Origin of the sequence: Pseudomonas sp. yb_2 (assembly GCF_043103905.1) — a bacterium.
In the GTDB taxonomy this organism is placed as follows: Bacteria; Pseudomonadota; Gammaproteobacteria; order Pseudomonadales; family Pseudomonadaceae; genus Aquipseudomonas; species Aquipseudomonas alloputida.
The window spans coordinates 102,292-124,863 of record NZ_JBICKH010000039.1 but is presented as its reverse complement, the minus strand read 5'-3'; the positions used below and the strand labels follow the sequence as shown (position 1 = coordinate 124,863).

19 protein-coding genes, 1 tRNA gene and 1 pseudogene are annotated in these 22,572 nt (G+C 62.3%); 13 read left to right on the top strand and 8 right to left on the bottom strand.

The window, feature by feature from the left end; all coding sequences use genetic code 11:
- Positions 1-82: 82 nt before the first annotated feature.
- Entirely contained in the window at positions 83-1,465 is a 1,383-nt protein-coding gene (locus ACF8FB_RS09855) for a PLP-dependent aminotransferase family protein (RefSeq protein ID WP_020192246.1), read from the bottom strand.
- Positions 1,466-1,665: 200 nt separating this feature from the next.
- Here ACF8FB_RS09855 and ACF8FB_RS09850 point away from each other — a divergent pair, with 200 nt between their 5' ends.
- The 9 genes from ACF8FB_RS09850 (at position 1,666) to ACF8FB_RS09810 (ending at position 12,577) form a co-directional block, all read left to right on the top strand.
- The gene (locus tag ACF8FB_RS09850; RefSeq protein WP_049588015.1) at positions 1,666-2,451 is read left to right on the top strand and encodes a TSUP family transporter; all 786 of its coding nucleotides are present in this window, start codon (positions 1,666-1,668) and stop codon (positions 2,449-2,451) included.
- Positions 2,452-2,472: 21 nt separating this feature from the next.
- Positions 2,473-3,234 (top strand): SDR family NAD(P)-dependent oxidoreductase, encoded by a 762-nt coding sequence (locus tag ACF8FB_RS09845; protein WP_010951782.1) that lies wholly within the window; start codon positions 2,473-2,475, stop codon positions 3,232-3,234.
- A gap of 147 nt (positions 3,235-3,381) precedes the next feature.
- Complete coding sequence (gene fdnG, locus ACF8FB_RS09840; protein WP_061405561.1) at positions 3,382-6,450, top strand: formate dehydrogenase-N subunit alpha; 3,069 nt, start codon at positions 3,382-3,384, stop codon at positions 6,448-6,450.
- Positions 6,450-7,400: a formate dehydrogenase subunit beta gene (fdxH, locus tag ACF8FB_RS09835; protein WP_003255436.1), complete on the top strand. Its 951-nt coding sequence runs from the start codon at positions 6,450-6,452 to the stop codon at positions 7,398-7,400. The genes fdnG and fdxH overlap by 1 nt, the downstream gene beginning before the upstream one ends.
- Positions 7,397-8,053, top strand: coding sequence for a formate dehydrogenase subunit gamma (locus tag ACF8FB_RS09830; protein WP_010951783.1), 657 nt, complete (start codon positions 7,397-7,399; stop codon positions 8,051-8,053). Before fdxH ends, ACF8FB_RS09830 begins: the two co-directional genes overlap by 4 nt.
- Before the next feature lie 4 nt (positions 8,054-8,057).
- Complete coding sequence (gene fdhE, locus ACF8FB_RS09825) at positions 8,058-8,984, top strand: formate dehydrogenase accessory protein FdhE (protein WP_047605320.1); 927 nt, start codon at positions 8,058-8,060, stop codon at positions 8,982-8,984.
- A gap of 144 nt (positions 8,985-9,128) precedes the next feature.
- A complete protein-coding gene (gene selA / locus ACF8FB_RS09820) occupies positions 9,129-10,556 on the top strand; it encodes an L-seryl-tRNA(Sec) selenium transferase (RefSeq protein ID WP_010951785.1) in 1,428 nt (475 codons plus the stop codon).
- Complete coding sequence (gene selB, locus ACF8FB_RS09815) at positions 10,553-12,475, top strand: selenocysteine-specific translation elongation factor (RefSeq protein WP_392511261.1); 1,923 nt, start codon at positions 10,553-10,555, stop codon at positions 12,473-12,475. The genes selA and selB overlap by 4 nt, the downstream gene beginning before the upstream one ends.
- A 6-nt stretch (positions 12,476-12,481) precedes the next feature.
- Positions 12,482-12,577, top strand: a tRNA-Sec gene (locus tag ACF8FB_RS09810).
- A gap of 106 nt (positions 12,578-12,683) precedes the next feature.
- On the opposite strand, the gene ACF8FB_RS09805 is transcribed toward ACF8FB_RS09810, so the two are convergent.
- Complete coding sequence (locus ACF8FB_RS09805) at positions 12,684-13,682, bottom strand: asparaginase (RefSeq protein WP_079732569.1); 999 nt, start codon at positions 13,680-13,682, stop codon at positions 12,684-12,686.
- A 63-nt stretch (positions 13,683-13,745) separates the two neighbouring features.
- A complete protein-coding gene (locus ACF8FB_RS09800; protein ID WP_010951788.1) occupies positions 13,746-15,188 on the bottom strand; it encodes a sodium:alanine symporter family protein in 1,443 nt (480 codons plus the stop codon).
- A gap of 178 nt (positions 15,189-15,366) precedes the next feature.
- On the opposite strand from ACF8FB_RS09800, the gene ACF8FB_RS09795 reads away from it, so the two are divergent.
- Positions 15,367-16,176 (top strand): helix-turn-helix transcriptional regulator, encoded by an 810-nt coding sequence (locus ACF8FB_RS09795; protein WP_014589490.1) that lies wholly within the window; start codon positions 15,367-15,369, stop codon positions 16,174-16,176.
- 11 nt (positions 16,177-16,187) lie between these two features.
- Here the strand turns inward: ACF8FB_RS09795 and ACF8FB_RS09790 are convergent, their stop codons facing one another.
- From ACF8FB_RS09790 to ACF8FB_RS09780, 3 genes and pseudogenes are all read right to left on the bottom strand, one after another.
- Entirely contained in the window at positions 16,188-17,033 is an 846-nt protein-coding gene (locus tag ACF8FB_RS09790; RefSeq protein ID WP_049588011.1) for an alpha/beta hydrolase, read from the bottom strand.
- Positions 17,034-17,041: 8 nt separating this feature from the next.
- Positions 17,042-17,781, bottom strand: a pseudogene (locus ACF8FB_RS09785) (TSUP family transporter).
- 93 nt (positions 17,782-17,874) lie between these two features.
- Positions 17,875-18,036 (bottom strand): hypothetical protein, encoded by a 162-nt coding sequence (locus tag ACF8FB_RS09780; RefSeq protein ID WP_154070664.1) that lies wholly within the window; start codon positions 18,034-18,036, stop codon positions 17,875-17,877.
- 258 nt (positions 18,037-18,294) lie between these two features.
- Between ACF8FB_RS09780 and ACF8FB_RS09775 the strand changes: the two genes are divergently transcribed.
- A complete protein-coding gene (locus ACF8FB_RS09775) occupies positions 18,295-19,179 on the top strand; it encodes a sugar nucleotide-binding protein (protein WP_003255419.1) in 885 nt (294 codons plus the stop codon).
- A complete protein-coding gene (locus ACF8FB_RS09770) occupies positions 19,172-20,104 on the top strand; it encodes an NAD-dependent epimerase/dehydratase family protein (protein ID WP_392511260.1) in 933 nt (310 codons plus the stop codon). Before ACF8FB_RS09775 ends, ACF8FB_RS09770 begins: the two co-directional genes overlap by 8 nt.
- Positions 20,105-20,134: 30 nt before the next feature.
- On the opposite strand, the gene ACF8FB_RS09765 is transcribed toward ACF8FB_RS09770, so the two are convergent.
- A complete protein-coding gene (locus tag ACF8FB_RS09765) occupies positions 20,135-20,578 on the bottom strand; it encodes a helix-turn-helix domain-containing protein (RefSeq protein ID WP_010951791.1) in 444 nt (147 codons plus the stop codon).
- A 101-nt stretch (positions 20,579-20,679) separates the two neighbouring features.
- Between ACF8FB_RS09765 and ACF8FB_RS09760 the strand changes: the two genes are divergently transcribed.
- Positions 20,680-21,885 (top strand): MFS transporter, encoded by a 1,206-nt coding sequence (locus ACF8FB_RS09760; RefSeq protein ID WP_392509323.1) that lies wholly within the window; start codon positions 20,680-20,682, stop codon positions 21,883-21,885.
- On the opposite strand, the gene ACF8FB_RS09755 is transcribed toward ACF8FB_RS09760, so the two are convergent.
- Positions 21,873-22,556 (bottom strand): OmpW family protein, encoded by a 684-nt coding sequence (locus ACF8FB_RS09755; RefSeq protein WP_010951793.1) that lies wholly within the window; start codon positions 22,554-22,556, stop codon positions 21,873-21,875. The genes ACF8FB_RS09760 and ACF8FB_RS09755 overlap by 13 nt on opposite strands.
- Between the last annotated feature and the right edge of the window lie 16 nt (positions 22,557-22,572).

The following is a 22,572-nucleotide window of genomic DNA, read 5'->3' as shown; positions in this document are numbered from 1 at the left end:
GTAGGGCGTTCAGCAAGACCAGAAACCCAGGGCAGTTGCCCTGGGTTTTTTTATGGGCAGCACCGCGTATCAGGCATCGCTTTCAGTAGAACAACCGGGGCTCCGGCGAATCCAGCAGGCTTGCCAGCTTGGTCAGGGCAAAGCCCAGTTCTTGGCGGCTGGGTGCCATCAGGGCGATGCGCACACCGCTGGTGGCGTGGCTGCGTTCAGGCAGGAACTGGCTGCCGCTGACCACCGTTACGCCGTTGTCACGCGCCAGGTTGGCAAACTCGTCGCTGGTCCACGGTTCTGGCAGCTCCAGCCAGATATGGAAGCTGTGGGGCTGACTGCGGATCTTGTATTGGCCAAGAATCTCCCGGGCCATGTGCTGGCGCGCGGCCGCCTCCTGCTGCTGCATACGCACCAACTGGTCGGCCTTGCCGCTGTTGATCAGGTTACTGGCCAATTGCGCCATCAGAGGCGATGGCATCCACACGCTGCTGCGTACCATCGATGATAACCGCGACAGGGTTTGCGGCGGGGCGTACAGGTAGCCGATGCGCAGCGCCGGCAGCACGCTTTTGGACAGGCTGGTGAGGTATACCGAGCGTTCAGGCGCATACGCTGCAAGCGGCTTGTAGTCCGGGCTGGGCTCGAGAAAACCGTAGATATCGTCATCCACGATGAACAGGTCGAACTCACGGGCGATCTCGGCGATAGCCTGGCGCCTTGCTGGGGGCATGATCGAGTTGGTCGGGTTTTGGTGCGTGGTGACGCACACCAGCAGGGAAGGGCGGTGTTCCAGGCAGGCCGCGCGCAATGCCTCCGGGATGAGCCCGTGTTCGTCCATGGCGACGCCGCGCAGGCGCCGGCCCAGGCTGTGGGCCAGGGATATGATGCCCGGGTAGCAGAGCGACTCGCACAGCACCACATCGTCACTCTTCGACAGGCTGCTGATGGCCACCAGCAGCCCATGTTGGGCGCCAGCGGTCAGTACTACCTGCTGCCAGCGAGCATCAGGCAGCCAGCGCTGTATCCAGGTCGCACCGGCTTGTTTGTGGGACGTGTGACCACCCTCTGTCACATAGTCGAGTACCTGCCCCAAGTCCGATGAGGCGGCCAGTTCGCTGATAGCCGTGCCTAGCCACTCGCTCATGTGAGCGTCGTTGGGCTTGATGATCGAGAGGTCGATCTGGCTACTCTCGCCGGCAACGGGTGTGGGCACCGACGGGGCGGGTAATGGCTGCCGCAGCTGCCTGACAAATGTACCTCGGCCTACCTCGCCAGCCACCAGACCACGCTTGGCTGCTTCGTCGTAGGCCCTGCCAACCGTGCCGGGGGTTACATTCAGCGCCTCGGCCAGGTCCTTGAGCGTGGGTAAGCGATCGCCTTCTGCAAGCCGACCACTTTCGATGTCCTGTTCAAGGGCATCAGCGATCATCAGGTAAACCGGCTGTGTTTGATGGCTGTATTGGGGGACCCACATGGAGATGGCACCAGGTTCTGCAAGAGCGCGAAAGCCTAGCATGAAAGCTCGGATGCAGGTAATGATGGTAATTGGTTAAATTGAGTTGAATTTATTTTAGATTGAATCGATTCAATTTTTGAAATTACAATCATCGCACCGATCAGGCCGGCCGCACTCGGGCTGCGCCTGGCATAACGCTCCACTGGATGGACATCGCTATGGAAATGTTGGGTTCTTACTGGGCGGAGCACTGGTTGCTGGCAGTCCTCATACTTGGCGCGATCGCCTTCGTTGCGGGCTTCGTCGACAGCATTGCCGGTGGTGGAGGTTTGTTTCTGGTGCCGGGTTTTCTGCTGGTGGGCATGCCGCCCCAGGTGGCACTGGGCCAGGAAAAACTGGTCAGTACCCTCGGCACGCTGGCGGCTATCCGCAACTTCCTGGCCAACAGCAAGATGGTCTGGCAGGTAGCGTTGGTTGGGGTGCCGTTTTCGCTGCTAGGCGCCTACCTGGGGGCTCACCTGATCGTGTCGATCTCGCAGGAAACTGTGGGCAAGATCATCCTGGCACTGATCCCGCTCGGTATTCTCATTTTCCTTACCCCCAAGGACCGCCCGGTCGAGGAGCGCGAACTGTCATCGCGCATGCTGTTCACCGTGGTCCCGCTGACCTGCCTGGCCATTGGCTTCTATGACGGCTTCTTCGGCCCCGGTACCGGCAGCATGTTCATCATCGCTTTCCATTACCTGCTGCGCATGGACCTGGTCTCCAGTTCGGCCAACTCCAAAACCTTCAACTTCGCTTCCAACATCGGTGCTTTGGTGGCGTTCGTCAGCGCAGGCAAGGTCGTCTACCTGCTGGCATTGCCACTTGTGGCCTGCAACATCCTCGGTAACCACCTGGGCAGTTCCCTGGCCTTGCGTAAAGGCAACGACGTGGTGCGCAAGGCGTTGGTGTTCTCGATGCTCTGCCTGTTCACCAGCCTGGGCGTGAAGTACCTGACCTGACCCATTGATAGGAGACAACGAATGAAAACCGCATTTGTAACCGGTGCTTCCTCAGGCTTTGGCCGCGCCATCTGCTGCACCCTGATCGGCAAAGGCTACCGTGTGATCGGTGGAGCCAGGCGCATGGACAAACTGAAAGCACTGGAGGCCGAACTGGGCGTAAATTTCATTCCGCTGGCGCTGGATGTCACTGATTCAGTGTCGCTCGATAAGGCGGTCGAGCAGATGCGTGAGGCGTCGCTGCAGATCGATCTGCTGGTCAACAACGCGGGACTGGCGCTGGGCGTGGACCGTGCCCAAACCAGCAGTGCCGCAAACTGGCAGCAGATGATCGACACCAACATCACCGGCCTGGCCATGGTCACCCACAAGATCCTGCCGCAGATGGTGGAAGCCGATAGCGGCATGATCATCAACATCGGCTCGATCGCCGGCACTTACCCCTACCCGGGCGGTAACGTGTATGGCGCCAGCAAGGCGTTCGTCCGCCAGTTCAGCCTCAACCTGCGTGCCGACCTGGCTGGCACCCGGGTGCGGGTGAGCAACATCGAGCCGGGGCTGTGCTCAGGCACGGACTTCTCGGTGGTGCGCCTCAATGGCGACATGGACGCCGTGCAGGCCTTGTATCGGGATGTAGAGGCCCTTCTGCCGGAGGACATCGCAGCAACGGTAGCCTGGGTTGCCGAGCAGCCGGCGCACGTGAATATCAATACCATCGAGATCATGCCTGTGGCGCAGAGCAGTGCGGCGCTGAATGTGGTGCGCAACCTGCCACGTGCCTGATCGGGGCCGCACCACTGACCCAGGTCATCGCACCTTCTGGATTCTTGACTAGTCTTAACCTTTGGCGGCCATCAATTGGCCGCCACCGTGACTACCAAGAGGCGCCGGCAATGTTCCGCGCGTCCACCACCTGATCAGGAGTGCACGATGGACCTGAACCGTCGGCAGTTCTTCAAGGTCGCCGCCGTCGGCCTTGGAGGCTCGAGCCTTGCGGCGTTGGGCATGGCCCCAACGCCGGCATTCGCCGAGCAGGTGCGTCACTTCAAGCTGGCGCATACCAAAGAAACCCGTAACACCTGCCCCTACTGTTCGGTCGGCTGCGGCCTGATCCTGTACAGCCAGGGCGATGCGGGGAAGAACGTCAAACAGAACATCATCCATATCGAAGGGGACGCCGACCACCCGGTCAACCGCGGCACACTTTGCCCGAAAGGCGCCGGCTTGCTGGACTTTATCCACAGCCCGAGCCGCCTGCAGTACCCCGAGGTTCGTAAGCCGGGCAGCAAAGAGTGGGTGCGGGTCAGCTGGGACGAGGCGCTGGACCGCGTCGCCGACCTGATGAAGCAGGACCGCGATGCTAACTTCATAGAGAAGAACGCCCAAGGCCAAACGGTCAACCGCTGGCTCACCACCGGTTTTCTTGCCGCCTCCGCCGCTTCCAGCGAGGCTGGCTACCTGACCCACAAGGTCATCCGCGCAACAGGCATGCTGGGGTTCGATAACCAGGCACGTGTCTGACATGGCCCGACGGTGGCAAGTCTTGCCCCGACGTACGGCCGTGGCGCCATGACCAACCACTGGTCCGATATCGCCAACGCGAATCTGGTCCTGGTGATGGGTGGCAACGCAGCAGAAGCGCATCCGTGCGGCTTCAAGTGGGTGACCGAGGCCAAAGCGCACAACAAGGCGCGGCTGATTGTGGTCGACCCGCGGTTTACCCGTACCGCTTCGGTGGCGGATTACTACGCACCGATCCGTACCGGCACCGACATCGCCTTCATGGGCGGGCTGATCAACTACCTGCTCAGCAACGACAAGATCCAGCACGAGTACGTGCGCAACTACACTGACGTGTCGTTCATCGTCAAAGAGAACTATGGCTTCGAGGATGGGCTGTTCAGCGGCTACGACGAAGCCAAGCGTGTGTACGCCGACAAGTCCGGCTGGGGTTACGAGCTGGGTGAGGACGGCTACGCCAAGGTCGACCCGACACTGCAACACCCTCGCTGCGTGTTCCAGCTGATGAAGCAGCATTACAGCCGCTATACCCCGGAACTGGCGAGCATGACCTGTGGCATGCCACAGGACGCCATGATGAAGGTTTGGGAAGAGATCGCCTCCTGCTCGGTTCCGGGCAAGACCATGACGATCCTTTATGCGCTAGGTTGGACGCAGCATTCGATCGGTGCGCAGATTATCCGCAGTGCGGCCATGGTCCAGTTGCTGCTCGGCAACGTCGGCATGCCCGGAGGCGGGGTCAACGCCCTGCGCGGGCACTCCAACATCCAGGGCCTGACCGACCTCGGCCTGCTGTCCAACTCGCTGCCGGGCTACCTGACCCTGGCCGGTGACGCCGAGCAGGACTACGCCGCCTACATCGACAAGCGCGCTTCCAAGCCGCTGCGGCCTGGGCAGTTGTCGTACTGGCAGAACTACGGCAAGTTCCACGTCAGCCTGATGAAGGCCTGGTACGGCGCCAACGCCACGGCGGAAAACAACTGGGGTTATGACTGGCTGCCCAAACTCGATGTACCGGCCTACGACGTGCTGCGCATGTTCGAGATGATGGGCCAGGGCAAAGTCAATGGTTATATGTGCCAGGGCTTCAACCCGATCGCCGCGCTGCCGGACAAAAACCGCGTCACTGCAGCACTGGGCAAGCTCAAGTGGCTGGTGATCATGGACCCCTTGGCCACCGAGACCTCGGAATTCTGGCGCAACGCCGGGCCGTTCAACGATGTCGACACGGCCTCTATCCAGACCGAAGTGATCCGCTTGCCCACGACCTGCTTCGCCGAGGAAGACGGCTCGCTGGTCAACAGCAGCCGCTGGCTGCAATGGCACTGGAAGGGCGCAGACGGCCCGGGCGAGACGCGTACCGACGTGCAGATCATGAGCGAGCTGTTCCTGCGCCTGCGCCAACGTTACCAGGCCGAAGGGGGGGCCTATCCTGACGCGATAATGAATATCAGCTGGCCGTACAAGATCCCTGAGGAGCCCTCCCCGGAGGAGCTGGCCAAGGAGATGAACGGCTGGGCGGTGGCCGATGTCACCGACCCGACTGGCGCGGTGATCAAGGCGGGCCAGCAACTGGCGGGCTTCGGCCAGCTCAAGGACGATGGCAGCACCGCGTCTGGCTGCTGGATCTTTGCCGGTAGCTGGACCGAACAAGGCAACCAGATGGCTCGCCGCGACAACAGCGACCCGTATGGCATGCACCAGGTGCAGAACTGGGCCTGGGCCTGGCCGGCCAACCGCCGCATCCTTTACAACCGTGCCTCCAGCGACCCGCAAGGCAAGCCGTGGGACCCGGAGAAAAAGCGCCTGGTATGGTGGAACGGCAAGGCCTGGACCGGCACCGACGTGCCGGACTTCAAGGTCGACTCGCCGCCCGAGGCGGGGATGAACCCCTTCATCATGAACCCCGAAGGCGTGGCGCGTTTCTTCGCCATCGACAAGATGGCCGAAGGCCCGTTCCCCGAGCACTACGAGCCCTTCGAAACACCGATCGGCATCAACCCGCTGCACCCGCAGAACAAGAAGGCCACCAGCAACCCGGCCGGGCGCATCTTCGATTCTGTGTGGGACACCCTCGGCACGCACGGCGAGTTCCCTTATGCGGCGACCACCTACCGGCTGACCGAGCACTTCCACTTCTGGAGCAAGCATTGCCGGCTCAACGCCATTGCCCAGCCCGAGCAGTTCGTCGAAATAGGCGAGGTGCTGGCCAACGAGAAAGGCATCAAGGCCGGCGACCGGGTACGGGTGTCGAGCAAGCGTGGGCATATCGATGCGGTGGCGGTGGTGACCAAGCGGATTCGCCCGCTGCAGGTCAACAATCAGACCGTGCACCAGATCGGCATTCCGCTGCACTGGGGCTTCACCGGCGCTACCCGGCATGGCTACCTGACCAATACCTTGGTGCCGTTCCTCGGTGACGGCAACACGCAGACGCCAGAGTCCAAGTCGTTCCTCGTGAAAGTGGAGAAACTCTGATGGCCAGCCAAGACATCATCGCCCGCTCGGCCACCACTACCGTGCCGCCCTCGGTGCGTCAGCAGGAGGAGGTCGCCAAGCTGATCGACACTACCAAGTGCATCGGCTGCAAGGCCTGCCAGGTGGCGTGCTCGGAGTGGAATGAACTGCGTGACGAGGTTGGCCACAACCACGGCACCTACGACAACCCCCAGGACCTCACTGCCGAGACCTGGACACTGATGCGCTTTACCGAGCATGAGCGCGACGACGGCAACCTGGAGTGGCTGATCCGCAAGGACGGTTGCATGCACTGTGCCGACCCAGGTTGCCTGAAGGCATGCCCGAGCCCGGGCGCGATCATCAAGCACGCCAACGGTATCGTCGACTTCAACCAGGACCACTGCATCGGCTGCGGCTACTGCATCACCGGCTGCCCGTTCAACATCCCGCGTATCTCGCAGAAAGACCACAAGGCGTACAAGTGCACCCTGTGTTCCGATCGCGTGAGCGTGGGGCTGGAGCCGGCATGCGTGAAAACCTGCCCGACCGGGGCGATCGTGTTCGGCAGCAAGGACGAGATGAAAGTGCATGCGGCCGAGCGCATCGTCGATCTGAAGTCGCGGGGCTACGACAAGGCCGGGCTGTACGACCCGGACGGCGTCGGTGGTACCCACGTGATGTACGTGCTGCACCATGCCGACACGCCGAAGCTGTATGCCGGCCTGCCGGACCAGCCAGTGATCAGCCCGTTGGTAGGGTTGTGGAAGGGCTTCACCAAGCCGCTGGCGCTGTTGGCCATGGGCGCGGCGGTGCTGGCGGGGTTCTTCCACTATGTGCGGATCGGCCCACAGCGTGTCGAGGAGGATGAACACCCGACACCGCCGGACGAAAGCGTGCATCAAGTGGACCCGTCGGTCCATGTCTATGATCCGAAGCAGCCCGGTGGGCAAGGGGAGCAGCGGCCATGAACGACAACAAACCCATCCTGCGCTACAACGCCAACGAGCGTAGCAACCACTGGGCGGTGGCGATCCTGTTCATCCTGGCTGGGCTGTCGGGGCTTGCGCTGTTCCATCCGGCGCTATTCTGGCTCAGCAACCTGTTCGGCGGCGGGCCGTGGACGCGCATTCTGCATCCCTTCATCGGGGTGGCGATGTTCGTGTTTTTCCTCGGCCTGGTATTACGCTTCTGGCGGGCCAACTTCATCACCGCCAATGACCGCCTGTGGCTGCGCCGGGTGGACCGGGTAATGCGCAACGAGGAGGAGGGCGTACCGCCGATCGGCAAGTACAATGCCGGGCAGAAGCTGCTGTTCTGGACCCTGCTGGTGTGCATGCTGGTGCTGCTGGTCAGTGGCGTGGTGATCTGGCGCGCATACTTCAGCCATTGGTTTGGCATCGATGCCATTCGCTTGTCTGCGCTGCTGCATGCGCTGGCGGCCTTCGTGCTGATTCTCAGCATCATCGTGCACATCTACGCCGGCATCTGGATCAAGGGCTCGATCGGCGCCATGCTGCATGGCTGGGTCAGCCGCGCCTGGGCCCGCAAGCATCATGAGTTGTGGTACCGCGAAGTGACCGGCGACAAGACGCCGGGTGATCACGGACGAAAAGAAGGATGAGCGCTTGAGCATCATACTTGAACCCGGGCAGATCGAAGCGTCGGCAGTCACGCCGCCATTTCTGCACCTGCCCGCCGCCAACCTGTTTGAACTGCGTGCCGCGCGCCTGGAGCAACTGGCAGAGGGCAACGCGCTTGGCGACTACCTGAGGTTGATTGCGCGGTTATGCCGCATCCAGCAGCAGCTTGTGGATAACCCGCCCGGCGGCATGCCGGTGGCCGAGGCGCGTCAGCGCCTGTGCATGGATCATGGTTTGCCGCCGCTGGCGGCTGACAGCCTGGTGCGTGAAGGGCCATGGCTGGTCTGGTTGCAGGCACTGCTAGAGCACCTCAGCGGCGAAACCCGTGGCCCGATGGGTGAGGCCCTGCAGGTGCTACGAGGCAGTGATGACAATCAGCGCAAGGGCTGGGGCATTGCTTTGCTGGCAGGCCAGTACGATGGTGTGCCTGCAGCACTGGTGCCGTTTCTCGGGGCCGCGTTGCAGGCGGCCTGGTCCAGCTGGTTGCTGGCGCTGCCCGCACACCAGCTCAAGCCTGCCGGTAGCCTGGCCCAATGTCCGGCTTGTGGTTCGCCGGCGATGGCCGGGGTGGTGCGCAACCGTGGAAAGCACAACGGCTTGCGTTACCTGGCCTGTTCGTTGTGTGCCTGTGAGTGGCATGTGGTGCGGGTCAAGTGTGTGTACTGCGAGTCGAGCAAGGATTTGCGTTACACCAGCCTTGAGGATGATCGCCATGCGCCAGGCAAAGCGCCGCTGCGCGCGGAATGCTGCCCCGGGTGCGACAGCTACCTGAAGCAGAACTACCTGGAGAACGATGCGGCGGCCGAGCCACTGGCCGATGACCTGGCCAGCCTGGCCCTGGATATACGTCTGGACGGGGAGGGCTTCCATCGCCTGGCGCCCAACCTGATGCTCGCGCCCGGTGGCGGGTGAGTGTCTACACTGAAAGATCGACTTGCCTTCTTCGCGGTCAAACCCCTGCCTACAGGTAATTGCGCCAACCCGCTGTACTTGTAGGAGCGGGTTCACCCGCGAATGGGCCAGCACAGACAACGGATCAGTCCAAGGTAGTACCGCATGTCCAACAGCCTTGCCAGCGACACCCCACGCCTGCCGTCCATCGATACCCTCCTTCGCCACCCGGCTTGCCTCCCTCTGATCGATCGCCACGGCCGTGACGCCGTGCTGAATACCCTGCGCCAGCTGCTCGACGACCTGCGCGAGCCCGCCCGTAATGGCGAACTCGGCAGCGCCGAACTGGCTCCGGAAATCCTCCTTGGCCGCAGCGGCGAACGCCTCGCCCTCCAGCAACGCAGCCAGGTTCGCCGCGTGTTCAATCTCACTGGCACCGTGCTGCACACCAACCTGGGCCGCGCCTTGCTGCCGGATGAAGCCATCGAGGCCATGCAGACCGCCGCTCGTTACCCGCTCAACCTGGAGTTCGACCTGGCCACCGGCAAACGTGGCGACCGTGATGACCTGATCGAAGGCCTGATCCGCGAGCTGACCGGTGCCGAAGCCGTCACCGTGGTCAACAACAATGCCGCCGCCGTGCTGCTAGCGCTCAACAGCCTGGGCGCGCGCAAGGAAGGCATCATCTCTCGCGGCGAGCTGATCGAGATCGGTGGTGCGTTCCGTATTCCCGACATCATGGCCCGTGCCGGCGTCAAGCTGCACGAGGTTGGCACCACCAACCGTACTCACGCCCGCGACTACGAGGCCGCCATCGGCCCGCGCACTGGCCTGCTGATGCGGGTGCATTGCAGCAATTACAGCATCCAGGGCTTCACCACCCAAGTGCCTACTGCCGAGCTGGCACGTATCGCCCACCAACATGAATTACCACTGCTTGAAGACCTGGGCAGCGGCAGCCTGCTCGACCTTACCCGCTGGGGCCTGCCCGCCGAACCCACGGTACGCCAGGCCCTGGCCGATGGTGCCGATATCGTCACCTTCAGTGGCGACAAACTGCTGGGGGGGCCGCAAGCCGGGATCATCGTCGGCCACAAGGACTTGATCACCAGGATCAAGAAAAATCCGCTCAAGCGTGCGTTGCGCGTCGACAAGATCACCCTTGCTGCACTCGAAGCGGTGCTGGCGCTGTACCGCAACCCCGATCGCCTGGCCGAGCGCCTGCCCAGCCTGCGCCTGCTGACCCGCAGCCAGGCCGAGATCCAGGCCCAGGCCGAGCGCCTGGCGCCTGAGCTCCAGGCGCGTCTCGGTGAGCAATGGGCAATCAGCGTAGAGCCCGCGTTGGGCATGATCGGCAGTGGCAGCCAGCCGGTTGCGCGCTTGCCCAGTGCCGCTCTGTGCCTGCGCCCGCAAGTGTCGAAGAAGTTGCGCGGGCGCAGCCTGCATGTGTTGGAGCGCGCCCTGCGCGACCTGCCGGTGCCGGTGCTGGGCCGCATTGACGACGATGCCCTGTGGCTGGACCTGCGCCAGCTGGATGACGAAGCCCAGTGGCTGGCCCAGTTGCCAGCCCTGCAGCTGGGGCCGGTGCAGTGATCGTTGGTACCGCTGGCCACATCGACCACGGCAAGACCGCACTGCTGCTGGCGCTGACCGGCCAGGCCGGCGACCAGCGGCAAGAAGAGCGCGCCCGCGGCATGACCATCGACCTTGGCTACCGCTATGCGGCGCTGAGCGAAGGCGCGCCGCTGACCGGCTTCATCGATGTGCCGGGCCACGAGCGTTTTATCCACAACATGCTGGCCGGCGCCCATGGCATCGACCTGGTGCTGTTGGTAGTGGCGGCCGACGACGGGGTCATGCCGCAGACCCGTGAGCACCTGGCGATCATCGAGCTGCTGGGCATTCCCCAGGCCTTGGTGGCGATCAGCAAATGCGACCGGGTCGAGCCGTCGCGTCTGGCCGAGGTGCAGATGCAAGTCAGTGAATTGCTGGCGCCTGGGCCCTATGCCGGTGCGCGGCAGTTTCCGCTGTCGAGCATCAGCGGGGAGGGCGTGGACGCGTTGCGTCAGGCCCTGCTGGAGGCCGAAGCAGGTACACGGCAGCGTAGTGTCGTCGGTGGTTTTCGCCTGGCCGTCGACCGTGCGTTTGCGGTTACCGGCGCCGGTGTGGTGGTCACCGGCACGGCACTGGCCGGGCGGGTCAGTGCGGGTGATACGTTGTTGCTGGGCAAGGCCGGCAAGGTGGTGCGCGTGCGTGGCCTGCATGCACAGAACCAGGCTGCGTTGGTGGCAGAAGCAGGCCAACGGGTGGCGCTGAACATCGCCGCTGAGCGCCTGGCCGTGGAGCAGGTGCACCGGGGCGACTGGCTGGTGCCCGAATGGTTGCATGCGCCCAGTGTTCGGGTGGATATCGAGCTGTACCTGTTACCGGGCGAGAAGCGTACTTTCGAACATTTCAGCGCCGTGCATGTGCACCTCGGCACCCAGGATGTAACGGCCCGGGTCGCCTTGCTCGAAGGCGAAAGCCTGGCTGCCGGCCAACGCATGTTTGCCCAGTTGTTGCTCAACGCGCCGTTACAGGCCGTGCACGGCGACCGCCTGGTGCTGCGCGATCAGCGCGCCCAACGCACACTGGGCGGCGGCAAGGTGCTCGACCCGTTCGCCCCAAGCCGCCAACGCCGCAGCGATGCCCGTCTGCAGCAGTTGCAGGTGCTGCGCGATGCAGCGGATCTGGAGCAGGCACTGCCAGCACTGCTCGCCAGTGCACCTGGCGGCATTAGCCCGCAGCGACTCGAGCGGCAGTTCAACCGCCTGCGGGAAACCTGGCAGTTACCGGATGATGTGCGGGTGGTGGCCACCCGGCAGGGCCAACTGCTGTTCGCCAACGCTCAATGGCAGGCGCTCAAGCAGCAGGTTCTGGAGCAGTTGGCGCGCTTTCACGAGCAAGAGCCCGACCAGCTTGGCCCTGACCGTGATCGCTTGCGGCGCTTTGTAGCCTTGCCTCTGGAACGGCCGGCATTCGTCAGTTTGCTGGATGAACTGCTCGACGACAGCGCCATCGCCAGCAGCGGGCCATGGCTGCATCTGCCCGATCACAAGGTACAGTTGAGCGAAGCCGACAGTGCATTGTGGGCACGTCTGCAGCCGAAGTTGATCGCAGGGCAATTTGACCCACCCTGGGTCAGGACGCTGGCGAGTGAGGAGAACTTTGCCGAAGCCGATGTGCGCCTGTTACTGCGCAAGTTGGCCCGGCTGGGCCTGGTGCATCAGGTGGTGCGCGACTTGTTCTACCCCGAGGCGACGCTGCAGCGCATGGCAGCGTTGATGCTGGGGCAGGCCAGCGAAACGCAGATAGTGCAGGTTGCCGCGTTTCGCGATATGTTGGGCATCGGTCGCAAGCGCAGTGTGCAGATTCTGGAATACTTCGACCGCATCGGCCTGACCCGGAGGGTGGCCGACCAGCGTCACATCCGCGCCGACAGCGCCCTGGCTCAACAGCACGCCAGGCACTGAGTTCAAGGAAGGCAATCGCGCCCGGTGGCGCGGCCGGGCTTCAAACCCGGTTGGGGACGGCAGCCGTTCCCGGGCAGGTTCGACTCCCGCTGCCTTCCGCCATTTTTTCACCCTTTAGGGGCTCTTCGCGGGTGAACCCGCTCCTACACAGGAAACGCAATCGTCGTAGGCGCGGGTTTACCCGCGAAGAGGCCCTCAAGGGCGCTGATCAAGCCCGCTCGCCACACAAATCCAGGACAAACCAGCGGTCTGCTGCGTCAGCATCCAACCCTGCGCCCAGTAGCGCCACCATCTTGCCCAGGGCTGCTTCACGGGTCATGCCACCGCCACTGACCAGCCCGGCTCCGCGCAAGCGGTTGCCCGCTGCATAGGTGTCGAACACCACCGAGCCTTCCGGGCACTGGCTGATAGCCGCCAGCATCACGCCGCGCTGGCGCGCTGTGCTCAGCACATTCAGCAGCGCCTGGTCATCAGATGGCCCGGTCCCGCTGCCGTAGCACTCCAGCAGCAAACCCTGCACACCGCTGTCTATCAAGGCCTGCAAATGCCCGGCCTGAAGCCCCGGGAATACTGGCACAACCGCCAGGTTGACCGGCTTGCGCGGCTGCTTGTAGCCCAGTTCGGCAGGGATCGTATCGGCCCGCTCAGCGTCACGGTGGCGTGGCAGCGCAGCAAAGGCATCGAACGCTTCGCTGCGTAGCTTCGACGCCCGACAGCCATGCAGCAGCTGCCCGTGGAAGTACAGCTGCACGCCATCTTCCAGGCCGTGTTCGAACTGGCGCAATGCGCCGCACAGGTTGTCCCAGGCATCGCTGTCCGGGACACCTGCCGGCAGCATCGAGCCGGTCAGCACTACTGGTGCTGGCAGGTCCAGCAACAGGAACGACAACGCAGCAGCGCTGTAGGCCATGCTGTCGGTACCGTGCAGCACCAACACGCCATCGTGGCCCGCGACATCCACCGCCGCGACGATGGCATCGCGCATCGCCAGCCAGTTGTGCTGTTGCATATTGGCGCTGTCGAGCAGCGGGTTCAGCTCGTGCAGTGTCCATTGCACCTGGGGTGCATTGGCCATCTGGGCAAAGTGTTCACGCATCCGTGCTTCAAAACCACCGGCCGGTGCCAGGCCTTCCGGGGTTTCGAGCATGCCGATGGTGCCACCGGTATAGAGAACGAGAAGATTCTTTACTGCGCGCATGGAAAGCATCCGTAGCGGTGAGCGGACAAAGAAAAGCCGCCCGCGGAAGGGGCGGCTGGGCAGGGGAGGATATCAGCGCTGCGTCTGAACTTGGCCGACTGCTTTGTCAGTGGCTGTTTCCACCTGCGGATTGGCAGGCCAGGCATTGCGGTCCAGGTCCAGGTCGGCAAACTTGGACGAGTCGAACACAGGCTGCTTTACACCGGCCTTGCGCTGGTCGTCGTAGTCGCGCATGACCCGCAGGCCGACCTTGAACAGCAGGGCCAGGGCCACCAGGTTGACGAAGGCCAGGCAGGTCATGGTGATGTCGGCGAAGGCGAACACGGTCGACAGGTCTTGCATCGAACCCCACACGACCAGTGCCAGCACCAGGCCACGGAACACCATCAACACTACGCGGTTACGGCTGAGGAATTGCAGGCTGTTCTCGCCGAGATAGTAGTTGTAGAGGATGCAGGTGAAGACGAACAGCGACAGCGCCACGCTGACGAACACGCGCCCCCAGTCACCGACTACGGCGGCCAGCGAGTTCTGGGTCAGGACGATGCCGTCACCTTCGAAGCCCGGGGTGTAGAAGCCCGACAGCAAGATCAGCAAGGCGGTGCAGGTGCAGATCACGAAGGTGTCGAGGAACACGCTGAAGGCCTGGACCACGCCCTGTGCGCCCGGGTGTTTCACCGCGGCCACGGCGGCGACGTTCGGCGCGCTGCCCAGGCCTGCTTCGTTGGCGAACACGCCACGTTTCACGCCCATGACGATGGCGCTGCCGAGCAGGCCGGCAAACGCCGGGTCGAGGCCGAAGGCGCTCTTGAAGATGGTTTCCAGCATGGCTGGCACGTGTTCGATCTGGGTGCCGATCACGTACAGGGTCACGCCGATGTAGGCCAAGGTCTTGACGGGTACCAGCAGGTCCGACACCGCCGCGATGCGCTTGATGCCGCCGATGAAGGTGATGGCCAGCAGTACGGCCAGCACAATACCGGTGTGGCTTGGGTCGAAGGCAAAGGCATTCTGCAGCGAGTGGGTGACGGTGTACGACTGCAGGCCGATGAAGGCGAAGCCGTAGGTGACCAGCAGCAAGATCGAGAACACGATGGCCATGCTCTTGCGCTTCAGCCCGTGCTGGATGTAGTAGGCCGGGCCGCCACGGTACAGGCCGTCGCCATCAGCGCGCTTGTACACCTGGGCCAGGGTGCATTCGAAGAAGCTGCTGGACATGCCCACCAGTGCGGTGACCCACATCCAGAACACGGCACCTGGGCCGCCCAGGGTCACTGCGATACCGACACCGGCGATGTTGCCGGCGCCCACGCGGCCGGCCAGGCTCAGCATCAGGGCCTGGAAGGAGCTCAGCTGGCCTGCCTGGCCACGCAGCGATTCCTTGAACACGCTGAACATATGGGTGAAGTGGCGGAACTGGACGAACCGGGAGCGGATGGTGAAGTAGCTACCCAGCCCGACGATCAGCACGATGAGGAGTTTCCCCGAAAGGAAATCGTTGATTACTTCGAGCATTGGAAAATGACCTCGATTCTTATTCTTCGTGTGGAAAGACCAGCGGACGGCAGGCGCACCGCTATTCGTTGGGGCGCATGGTTGGCTATGACAAGAGTGGTTACAATTTCGCGGATTGCTCTGACTTGATGCGACTTGATGCTACAATGGCGTCATTCGCGTCACCTGGACTCCGCATATGAGCGATCACTTCGCTACAAACCTCAAACTTGCCTGCAGTCACTACCGCTCTATTTCCGAAGTTTGCCGCCAGCTGTCGATCAACCGCGCGCAGTTCAACAAGTACCTGAGCGGGCAAAGCCGTCCGACGGCTTTCAACCTGAAGCGTATCGGCGACTTCTTCGGTGTCGAGGATTACGAACTGAACCTGCCCGCCGAGCAGTTCGCCCGTCTGATCGGTGCGCGGGTATCGCCCCAGGCCCAGCAACCCAGTGACCCGATCAGCGAGTTGTTCCGCCCGTTGCACGAACATGGCGGCAACCTTTCGCGCTATTGCGGTTACTACTTCGAGTACTCCAACTGCATGTCGGTGCCGGGCACGATCCTCGTGTCGCTGGTGCACCTGTGGGAAGAGCGCGGTCGTTTTCTGTTCGAGCGCCAGGAACGGCAGGAGCGCTCCAGCGCCACCGATCAGCATGCCGAGGTACGCTGCCGCTACCTGGGGGCGGCGTTCCAGCTGCAGGACCGGATGTTCCTCATCGACTACGAGTCGCTGACGTTCAACGAAATGAGCCAGACCATCCTCATCCCCAGCTTCAAAAGCCGCATTACCCGGCTGAATGGCTTGAAGGCCGGCGTATCCAGCGGCGACCGGCGCAACCCAGCCTGTACCCGGGTGGTGTGGGAATACCTGGGCGAGGAGATCAATCGCATCAATGCGTATCGGCAGGTGAAACTGTACCGGCCGGATGATCCGCGCATAGATGACGATGTGCGTGAGCGATTGAGCGTGGCGCCATTGCGCAATGGTCTGTTCGAGATCGAGTAATGCTAAACGCCTTAAGCATTGTCGAGGATGAACGTTGCGACCGTGTCGGCAACCTGGTCCGCTATTGCCGGAGTACTGCGCAAATGTGCCGCGATGCCATGGTCGCAGTCGGTAAGAAACAGGCATTGCAAACGCGACGCTGGAACTGCTCGCATCAAGGCGAGGTTAACTTCTTCAGGAATCGGGCTATAGCGTTCAGTGCCGGCAAGCCACAGGTTGCCAGCGCTGGTGCCGGGGCCTTTGCCGAATCTCTGGGAGTTGAGCCCGTCGTACTCGCCGATCACCATTAATACTCTTCCACGAAACTGGTTGAGGAAGGTATAGCTATCGCTCTCCAGAAAACCGAAAGGCTTGTTGATGGCCGCAGTGAATGCCGGGCCGAACGGCGCTTGGTGGGCATGGTCTGGATAAACTGCGGGACAGATCAATACGATGCTGTCCACTTGTGGCAACTGTGCTGCAAGCTTAAGCGTAATTGCCCCGCCAAGGCTGTGGCCTATGAGCGTTCGGCATCGAGGCGCGATATGCGCGTGGAAACGCTGTGCTTCATCAAGGTTCGTCGCCAGTGACGGCGCCATTGCGCCTGGCTCGCTGGCGAGGCTGTGACCTGACAGATTGCCAGTGAGTGAACCAATGCCCGCGGCTTGCAGGCGATAAAGCAGGGGGTTGAGCCGGGTAAAGTCGGAACGCGCGCCCCCCAAGACGAATGCGGGAGCTGCGCGCTCGATATCAGGTACCAGCAATCGCGCCTGTTGCTGGTAGTTTCCAAAGACTTCATTGATGAACAGCTCTTTGCCCGGGGCGGGCTCGTCAAACTGCCACTTCACGCGCTGCGGGGAAGCCATTTGAATGTGCATGGTGCTCTCTAGAAGAACTGGTTGAGCCATTCGCCGAGCGGGTTGCCGGTATCGAGCAGCAGTTTGAGTGCCATGATGCAGCAGACGCTGACCAGCAGCGGTTTTATGAGGCGCGAGCCGAAGCGAACTGCGCAGCGAGCCCCCAATTGTGCGCCCAGAAAGGCGGCGAGCGCCATTGCCAGCGCCAGCGGCCAGATGATCGCCCCGCTGAGAGAAAAGACGGATAGTGCGCCCAGGTTACAGGCCGCGTTCAAAAGCTTGCTGGTGCATACGGCTTGAATGAGGTGCTGGCCCAAGAGGACCACGCAGGCCAGCATGAAGAACGAGCCGACTCCGGGGCCGAAGATGCCGTCATAAAAGCCAATGATGGGTGCAGCCGTCACGCAGAATAGGCTGGTCGATACCTTTGCCTTGCGCGCTTGTTCATTCGGCTTTGGACTGAAGGCAAAGTAGGCGGCGATCAGGATCAGCAGTGGTGGGACGCACGCCTGCAAAACGCTTTTGGGGACAAAGTTATCGACAAGGCCCCCAGCGCCCCACCGATAAACGCCATGACAGCCATGGGACTGCCTCGTCTCCAGTCGATCATGCCTTTGCGGGCGAAGGCGCACGTAGCCGAAACCGTAGCCGAAGCTGCCTGGAACTTGTTAGTGGCGATAGCTGCCAAGGGTTCTACACCGGCAATAAACAACACCGGGAGCGTGATAAGGCCACCGCCCCCGGCAATAGCATCAAAAAAGCCGGCCATCAGTGCAACCAGTGCGAGTAGCAGAACAAACGTCAAGTCGATTTCGATCATGGAGTATTTTCCTGTGCTCAACCACGTACCAGCAGCGGGTCTTCAGCGAGCACCTTTCTCGAGTTGATCGGCGAATATACGAGCCTGAAGTGCTACTCCTTTAGCCTCCGGTCCACCCAAATCAGCAAGGGTTTGGCTTGCAAAGGCTATGGCCTGGCTTTGCTTTGGGTAGAAATCCAGGTAGGCAGCTTCCGAATGAGGCATTGAACGTTCCTTGTCGTTTTTGTGTGAAACTCCCTGGCTGGCAAGTGGGGAGTCGACTATTCAATGCAGTTATGCCGTGACGTGGTAGTCAGCCCATTCCTCGTATGTCGTAGGAAATTTCTGTCTGTGGCGGTATTGAGCGGTGAAACTGTGGAATCACGCCCTGTGGCATCGAACGGGTCCGGTGTTGGACTTCCCGGGCAGGAAACCGCAAAATGACTCTTTTTTCTCATCAACCTCTCCGGATCTGCTGACTCTATGCGTATGCGCCTAATGCTGTTGGGTGGTGGCAATGCCCTCGGGCAAGCGCTGATTCGTCTTGGGGCCGAGGAGGACATCGCTTTCCTGGCACCGCGCCCGCCCGAGAACGGCTGGGCGCCCTCAAGCCTCACTCAGCTGCTCGATGACCATCGCCCCGACGCGCTGGTCAACCTGGCCTATTACTTCGACTGGTTCCAGGCCGAGTCGGTCAGCGAGCAGCGCCTGGCTCAACAGGAGCGGGCGGTGGAGCGGTTGGCAGAGCTGTGCCAGCACCATCAGATCACCTTGGTGCAGCCCTCCAGCTACCGTGTGTTCGATGGTTCGCGGGCCACGGCCTATAGCGAAAAGGACGAGCCAGTGCCGCTGGGCTTGCGTGGCCAGGCCCTATGGCGCATCGAGCAGAGCGTGCGTGCGGCCTGCCCGCAGCATGTGTTGCTGCGCTTTGGCTGGTTGCTGGACGAGAGCATTGATGGCGCATTGGGCCGCTTCCTGACCCGTGCCGAGCAACCACAGGAGCTGCTGCTGGCCGATGATCGACGTGGCAACCCGACGCCGGTCGATGATGCCGCCCGAGTGATCCTGTCGGTGCTCAAGCAACTGGATTGCAATGCGCCGCTGTGGGGCACCTACCATTACGCCGGCAATGAGGCGACCACGCCGCTGGCGCTGGGCCAGGCGATCCTCGCCGAGGCCGGCCAATACCGCCAGCTGGCCGTTCAGGCCCCCACGCCGCAGGCCCATGCCGCGCGCCCGGATGCCAGCGAAGAGCCACAGCACGCGGTACTGGCCTGCAAGAAAATCCTTCATACCTTCGGTATCAAGCCGCGTGCCTGGCGCGCTGGCTTGCCACCTCTACTGGACCGGTTCTACCGCCATGGCTGACGCCCCCATCCTGATCACCGGCGGTGCCGGCTTCATTGGCTCCCACCTGTGCGATGCGTTGTTGGACAAAGGCTACGCCTTACGCATTCTCGACGACTTCTCCACCGGCCGGCGAAGCAATCTGCAGGTCGATCACCCACGGCTGGAACTGATCGAAGGTGATGTTGCCGATGCAGGGCTGGTCACTCAGGCTGCGGCTGGCTGCCGTGCTGTGGTGCATCTGGCGGCGGTAGCGTCGGTTCAGGCATCGGTCGAAGACCCGGTGCGTACCCACCAGAGTAACTTCATCGGTACCCTCAACGTTTGCGAAGCCATGCGCGTGCATGGCGTGCGCCGGGTGCTCTTCGCCTCCAGCGCAGCGGTGTACGGCAACAATGGTGAAGGGGAATCGATTTCCGAAGACACGCCCAAGGCGCCGTTGACCCCTTATGCCGTGGACAAGCTGGCCAGTGAGCAGTACCTGGACTTCTACCGTCGCCAGCATGGTCTGGAGCCGGTGGTGTTTCGCTTCTTCAACATCTTCGGGCCACGGCAGGACCCTTCCTCACCGTATTCCGGGGTGATCAGCATCTTCTGCGAGCGTGCTGTGCAGGGCTTGCCGATTACAGTGTTCGGTGACGGCGAACAGACCCGGGACTTCCTTTATGTGGGCGACCTGGTGCAGGTGATGGTGCAGGCACTGGAGCAGCCGCAGGTCGAGGAGGGGGCGGTGAACATCGGGCTGAACCAGGCGACCTCACTGAACCAGTTGCTGGCCGCGCTGGAGAAGGTTGTGGGGAGCTTGCCAGCGATCAGCTATGCGGCGGCGCGATCGGGTGATATCCGCCATTCGCGAGCAGATAACCAGCGGCTGTTGGCGCGGTTCGAGTTTGCGCAGGTGACGCCGATGGTTGAAGGCCTGACAAAGCTTCTCGGTAAAGGCTGAGCCCCGCGGGGCTGCTCAGCAGCCCTGACATCACCCATGCCGCACCCTTCTGCGCTGGCAATCTTCGGGATGTAAGACCCGCCCATCCTGGCCACGGACCTGCAATATTTCAAGCGCCTGCCCCGTCACGCCGTCCACCAGTTCCGAACGCGCTTCTCCCGCCTCGAACAGAAACCGCTCCCCCCACTGCCTCAAACCAACCACCACTGGAAACACCGACCGCCCTTTATCGGTCAGCACATATTCTTTGTAGGCACTGCCATCCGACGCCGGCTGTGTCATCAGCAACCCACTTTCCACCAACAGCTTTAGCCGCGAGGTGAGGATGTTTTTCGCCAGCCCCAGGTTCTTCTGAAATTCACTGAAACGCCGTAGGCCGTCGAAGGCATCGCGCAGGATCATCAGCGCCCAACGGTCACCCAGTACCTCCAGAGCCCGGGCTACGGGGCACTGCGCATTGTTTTCATCGAGCATGGGCAAGCCTGTCTTGATTATCTGGTTGCAGATTAAAACCACATTTGCTAAATAGCCAGCGTGTGGTTTCAAATTGAAACCAGATTCCAGAGGTTTGCCCGATGACTCCTTCGCTGACACGCTGGATAACCCTGTTGCTTGCCACCACCAGCGCAATGGCGGTGGCGACGGTGTACTTCGCTCAACCGCTGCTTGAGTCGATGGCTGCTGAGTTGGGAGTGGCGCAGCAGCAGATTGGCTGGGTAGTCGGCGCGACCCAGGCGGGCTACGCCCTGGGGCTGCTACTGATTGTGCCGCTCGGGGACTTGGTCGACCGTAAACGCTTGTTGCTTGGCCAGTTGCTGTTCGCGGCGCTTGCGCTGGTCGGCGTTGGCATGGCGCCGAACTGGGCAATATTGCTGCTGGCTCTGGCGATCACCGGGTTGATGGCAGTCATGGTGCAGGTGATGGTGGCTCATGCTGCGAGCCTGGCCTCACCTGGCCAGCAAGGGCAGGCGGTAGGCACCGTCACCAGTGGTGTGGTGCTGGGTATTCTGCTGGCACGGCTGGCTTCGGGCGGGCTGGCCGACCTGGCCGGTTGGCGGAGTGTGTACCTGGCTTCCGCAGGGCTGTTGATGTTGCTGGCGCTGGTGCTGTGGCGCAGTCTGCCCGGCGGGCAGCCGATGGGGATCCGGCCGAGTTACCGGGCGCTGATCGTGGCCCAGTTCAGCTTGTATCGGCACGACCGGTTGCTGCGCCAGCGCGGTGTGTTCGGTGTGTTGATCTTCGCCGCATTCAGCGTGCTGTGGAGTGCCATGGTCATGCCACTCAGCGCTGCGCCGCTGACACTGAGCCATACCGAGATCGGCCTGTTTGGCCTGGCAGGTGTGGCGGGCACGCTGGCGGCTTCGCATGCTGGTCGTCTGGCTGACCTTGGGCGCGGTGAGTGTACGACCGGAGTGTCGTTGGCCCTGCTGACGCTATCGTGGCTGCCAACAGCGTTCGTCGAACATTCTTTGCTGGCCTTCGTGCTGGGTGTGCTGATGCTGGACTTTGCCGTGCAGGCAGTGCATGTCACCAACCAGAGCCTGTTGCTGGCCGGACGTGGTGCGATGGCTAGCCGTTTGATCGGCGCCTACATGTGTTGCTATTCGCTGGGCAGCGGTTTGGGGGCGGTGTTGGCGAGCTGGGTGTTTGCACACTGGGGCTGGGTTGCGGTGTGTGGGCTTGGCATGGGCATCAGTGCCGCCGCACTGTGCTACTGGCTATGGCTGCAACGCGCGAGGGCGGCCGAGGCCGCCCTGCAATGTTCAGGTCAGAACTTGTAGCCAAGACCGACCATGTATACCCACGGGTCGACGTCGACGTCGACCTTGGTCTTGCTGTAGCCAAGGGCGGTCGGGCCGTTGACGCTGGCCTTGGTGTCGATGTCGACGTACCAGACCGAGGCGTTTACCAGCAGGTTGTCGGTCAGCATGTAGTCCATGCCCAGTTGGCCGGCGATACCTACCGAATCCTGCAGCTTGAGGTTGCTGAAGCCTTGTTCCTTGCGTGCGCTGCTCAAGTCTTCGTCAAAGAACAGGGTGTAGTTGATACCGACGCCAGCGTACGGCTGGAAGCGCGAATTTGGCTCCATTGGGTAGTACTGCAGCGACAGCGTTGGCGGCAGTTGCTTGATGTCCGCCAGCTTGCCGTCCAGCCCGCCGCCCAGACCTTTTACGCCGACGGTGTGCTTGAACGGGGTAGCTGCCAGCAGCTCCAGGCCGATGTGGTCGGTGAGCATGTAGGCAAAGGTCAGGCCCAACTGGGTATCGCTGTCCAGGGTCGCCTTGGTGCCCGACACCTTGTTGCCGTCGAACTTGAGGTCGCCGCTGCTCTCGTTCGGGGCGGTGGTGATGGCGCCTGCGCGCAGGATCATGTCCCCCGCCTGATAGGCGTGGGCGGCAGGGGCGGCGAGCGCAAGGGCCACAAGCGAGGCACCCAGCAAGGACTTGTTCATGGAAGCTCCCAAAGGA

Coding starts and splice junctions, on each gene's coding strand:
- ACF8FB_RS09780 (WP_154070664.1), bottom strand. CDS start 18,036: ATGCCTCATTCGGAAGCTGCCTACCTGGATTTCTACCCAAAGCAAAGC.
- ACF8FB_RS09775 (WP_003255419.1), top strand. CDS start 18,295: ATGCGTATGCGCCTAATGCTGTTGGGTGGTGGCAATGCCCTCGGGCAA.
- ACF8FB_RS09765 (WP_010951791.1), bottom strand. CDS start 20,578: ATGCTCGATGAAAACAATGCGCAGTGCCCCGTAGCCCGGGCTCTGGAG.
- ACF8FB_RS09850 (WP_049588015.1), top strand. CDS start 1,666: ATGGAAATGTTGGGTTCTTACTGGGCGGAGCACTGGTTGCTGGCAGTC.
- ACF8FB_RS09805 (WP_079732569.1), bottom strand. CDS start 13,682: ATGCTTTCCATGCGCGCAGTAAAGAATCTTCTCGTTCTCTATACCGGT.
- ACF8FB_RS09760 (WP_392509323.1), top strand. CDS start 20,680: ATGACTCCTTCGCTGACACGCTGGATAACCCTGTTGCTTGCCACCACC.
- ACF8FB_RS09800 (WP_010951788.1), bottom strand. CDS start 15,188: ATGCTCGAAGTAATCAACGATTTCCTTTCGGGGAAACTCCTCATCGTG.
- ACF8FB_RS09795 (WP_014589490.1), top strand. CDS start 15,367: ATGAGCGATCACTTCGCTACAAACCTCAAACTTGCCTGCAGTCACTAC.
- ACF8FB_RS09855 (WP_020192246.1), bottom strand. CDS start 1,465: ATGTGGGTCCCCCAATACAGCCATCAAACACAGCCGGTTTACCTGATG.
- selA (WP_010951785.1), top strand. CDS start 9,129: ATGTCCAACAGCCTTGCCAGCGACACCCCACGCCTGCCGTCCATCGAT.
- ACF8FB_RS09790 (WP_049588011.1), bottom strand. CDS start 17,033: ATGCACATTCAAATGGCTTCCCCGCAGCGCGTGAAGTGGCAGTTTGAC.
- fdxH (WP_003255436.1), top strand. CDS start 6,450: ATGGCCAGCCAAGACATCATCGCCCGCTCGGCCACCACTACCGTGCCG.
- ACF8FB_RS09845 (WP_010951782.1), top strand. CDS start 2,473: ATGAAAACCGCATTTGTAACCGGTGCTTCCTCAGGCTTTGGCCGCGCC.
- ACF8FB_RS09830 (WP_010951783.1), top strand. CDS start 7,397: ATGAACGACAACAAACCCATCCTGCGCTACAACGCCAACGAGCGTAGC.
- ACF8FB_RS09755 (WP_010951793.1), bottom strand. CDS start 22,556: ATGAACAAGTCCTTGCTGGGTGCCTCGCTTGTGGCCCTTGCGCTCGCC.
- ACF8FB_RS09770 (WP_392511260.1), top strand. CDS start 19,172: ATGGCTGACGCCCCCATCCTGATCACCGGCGGTGCCGGCTTCATTGGC.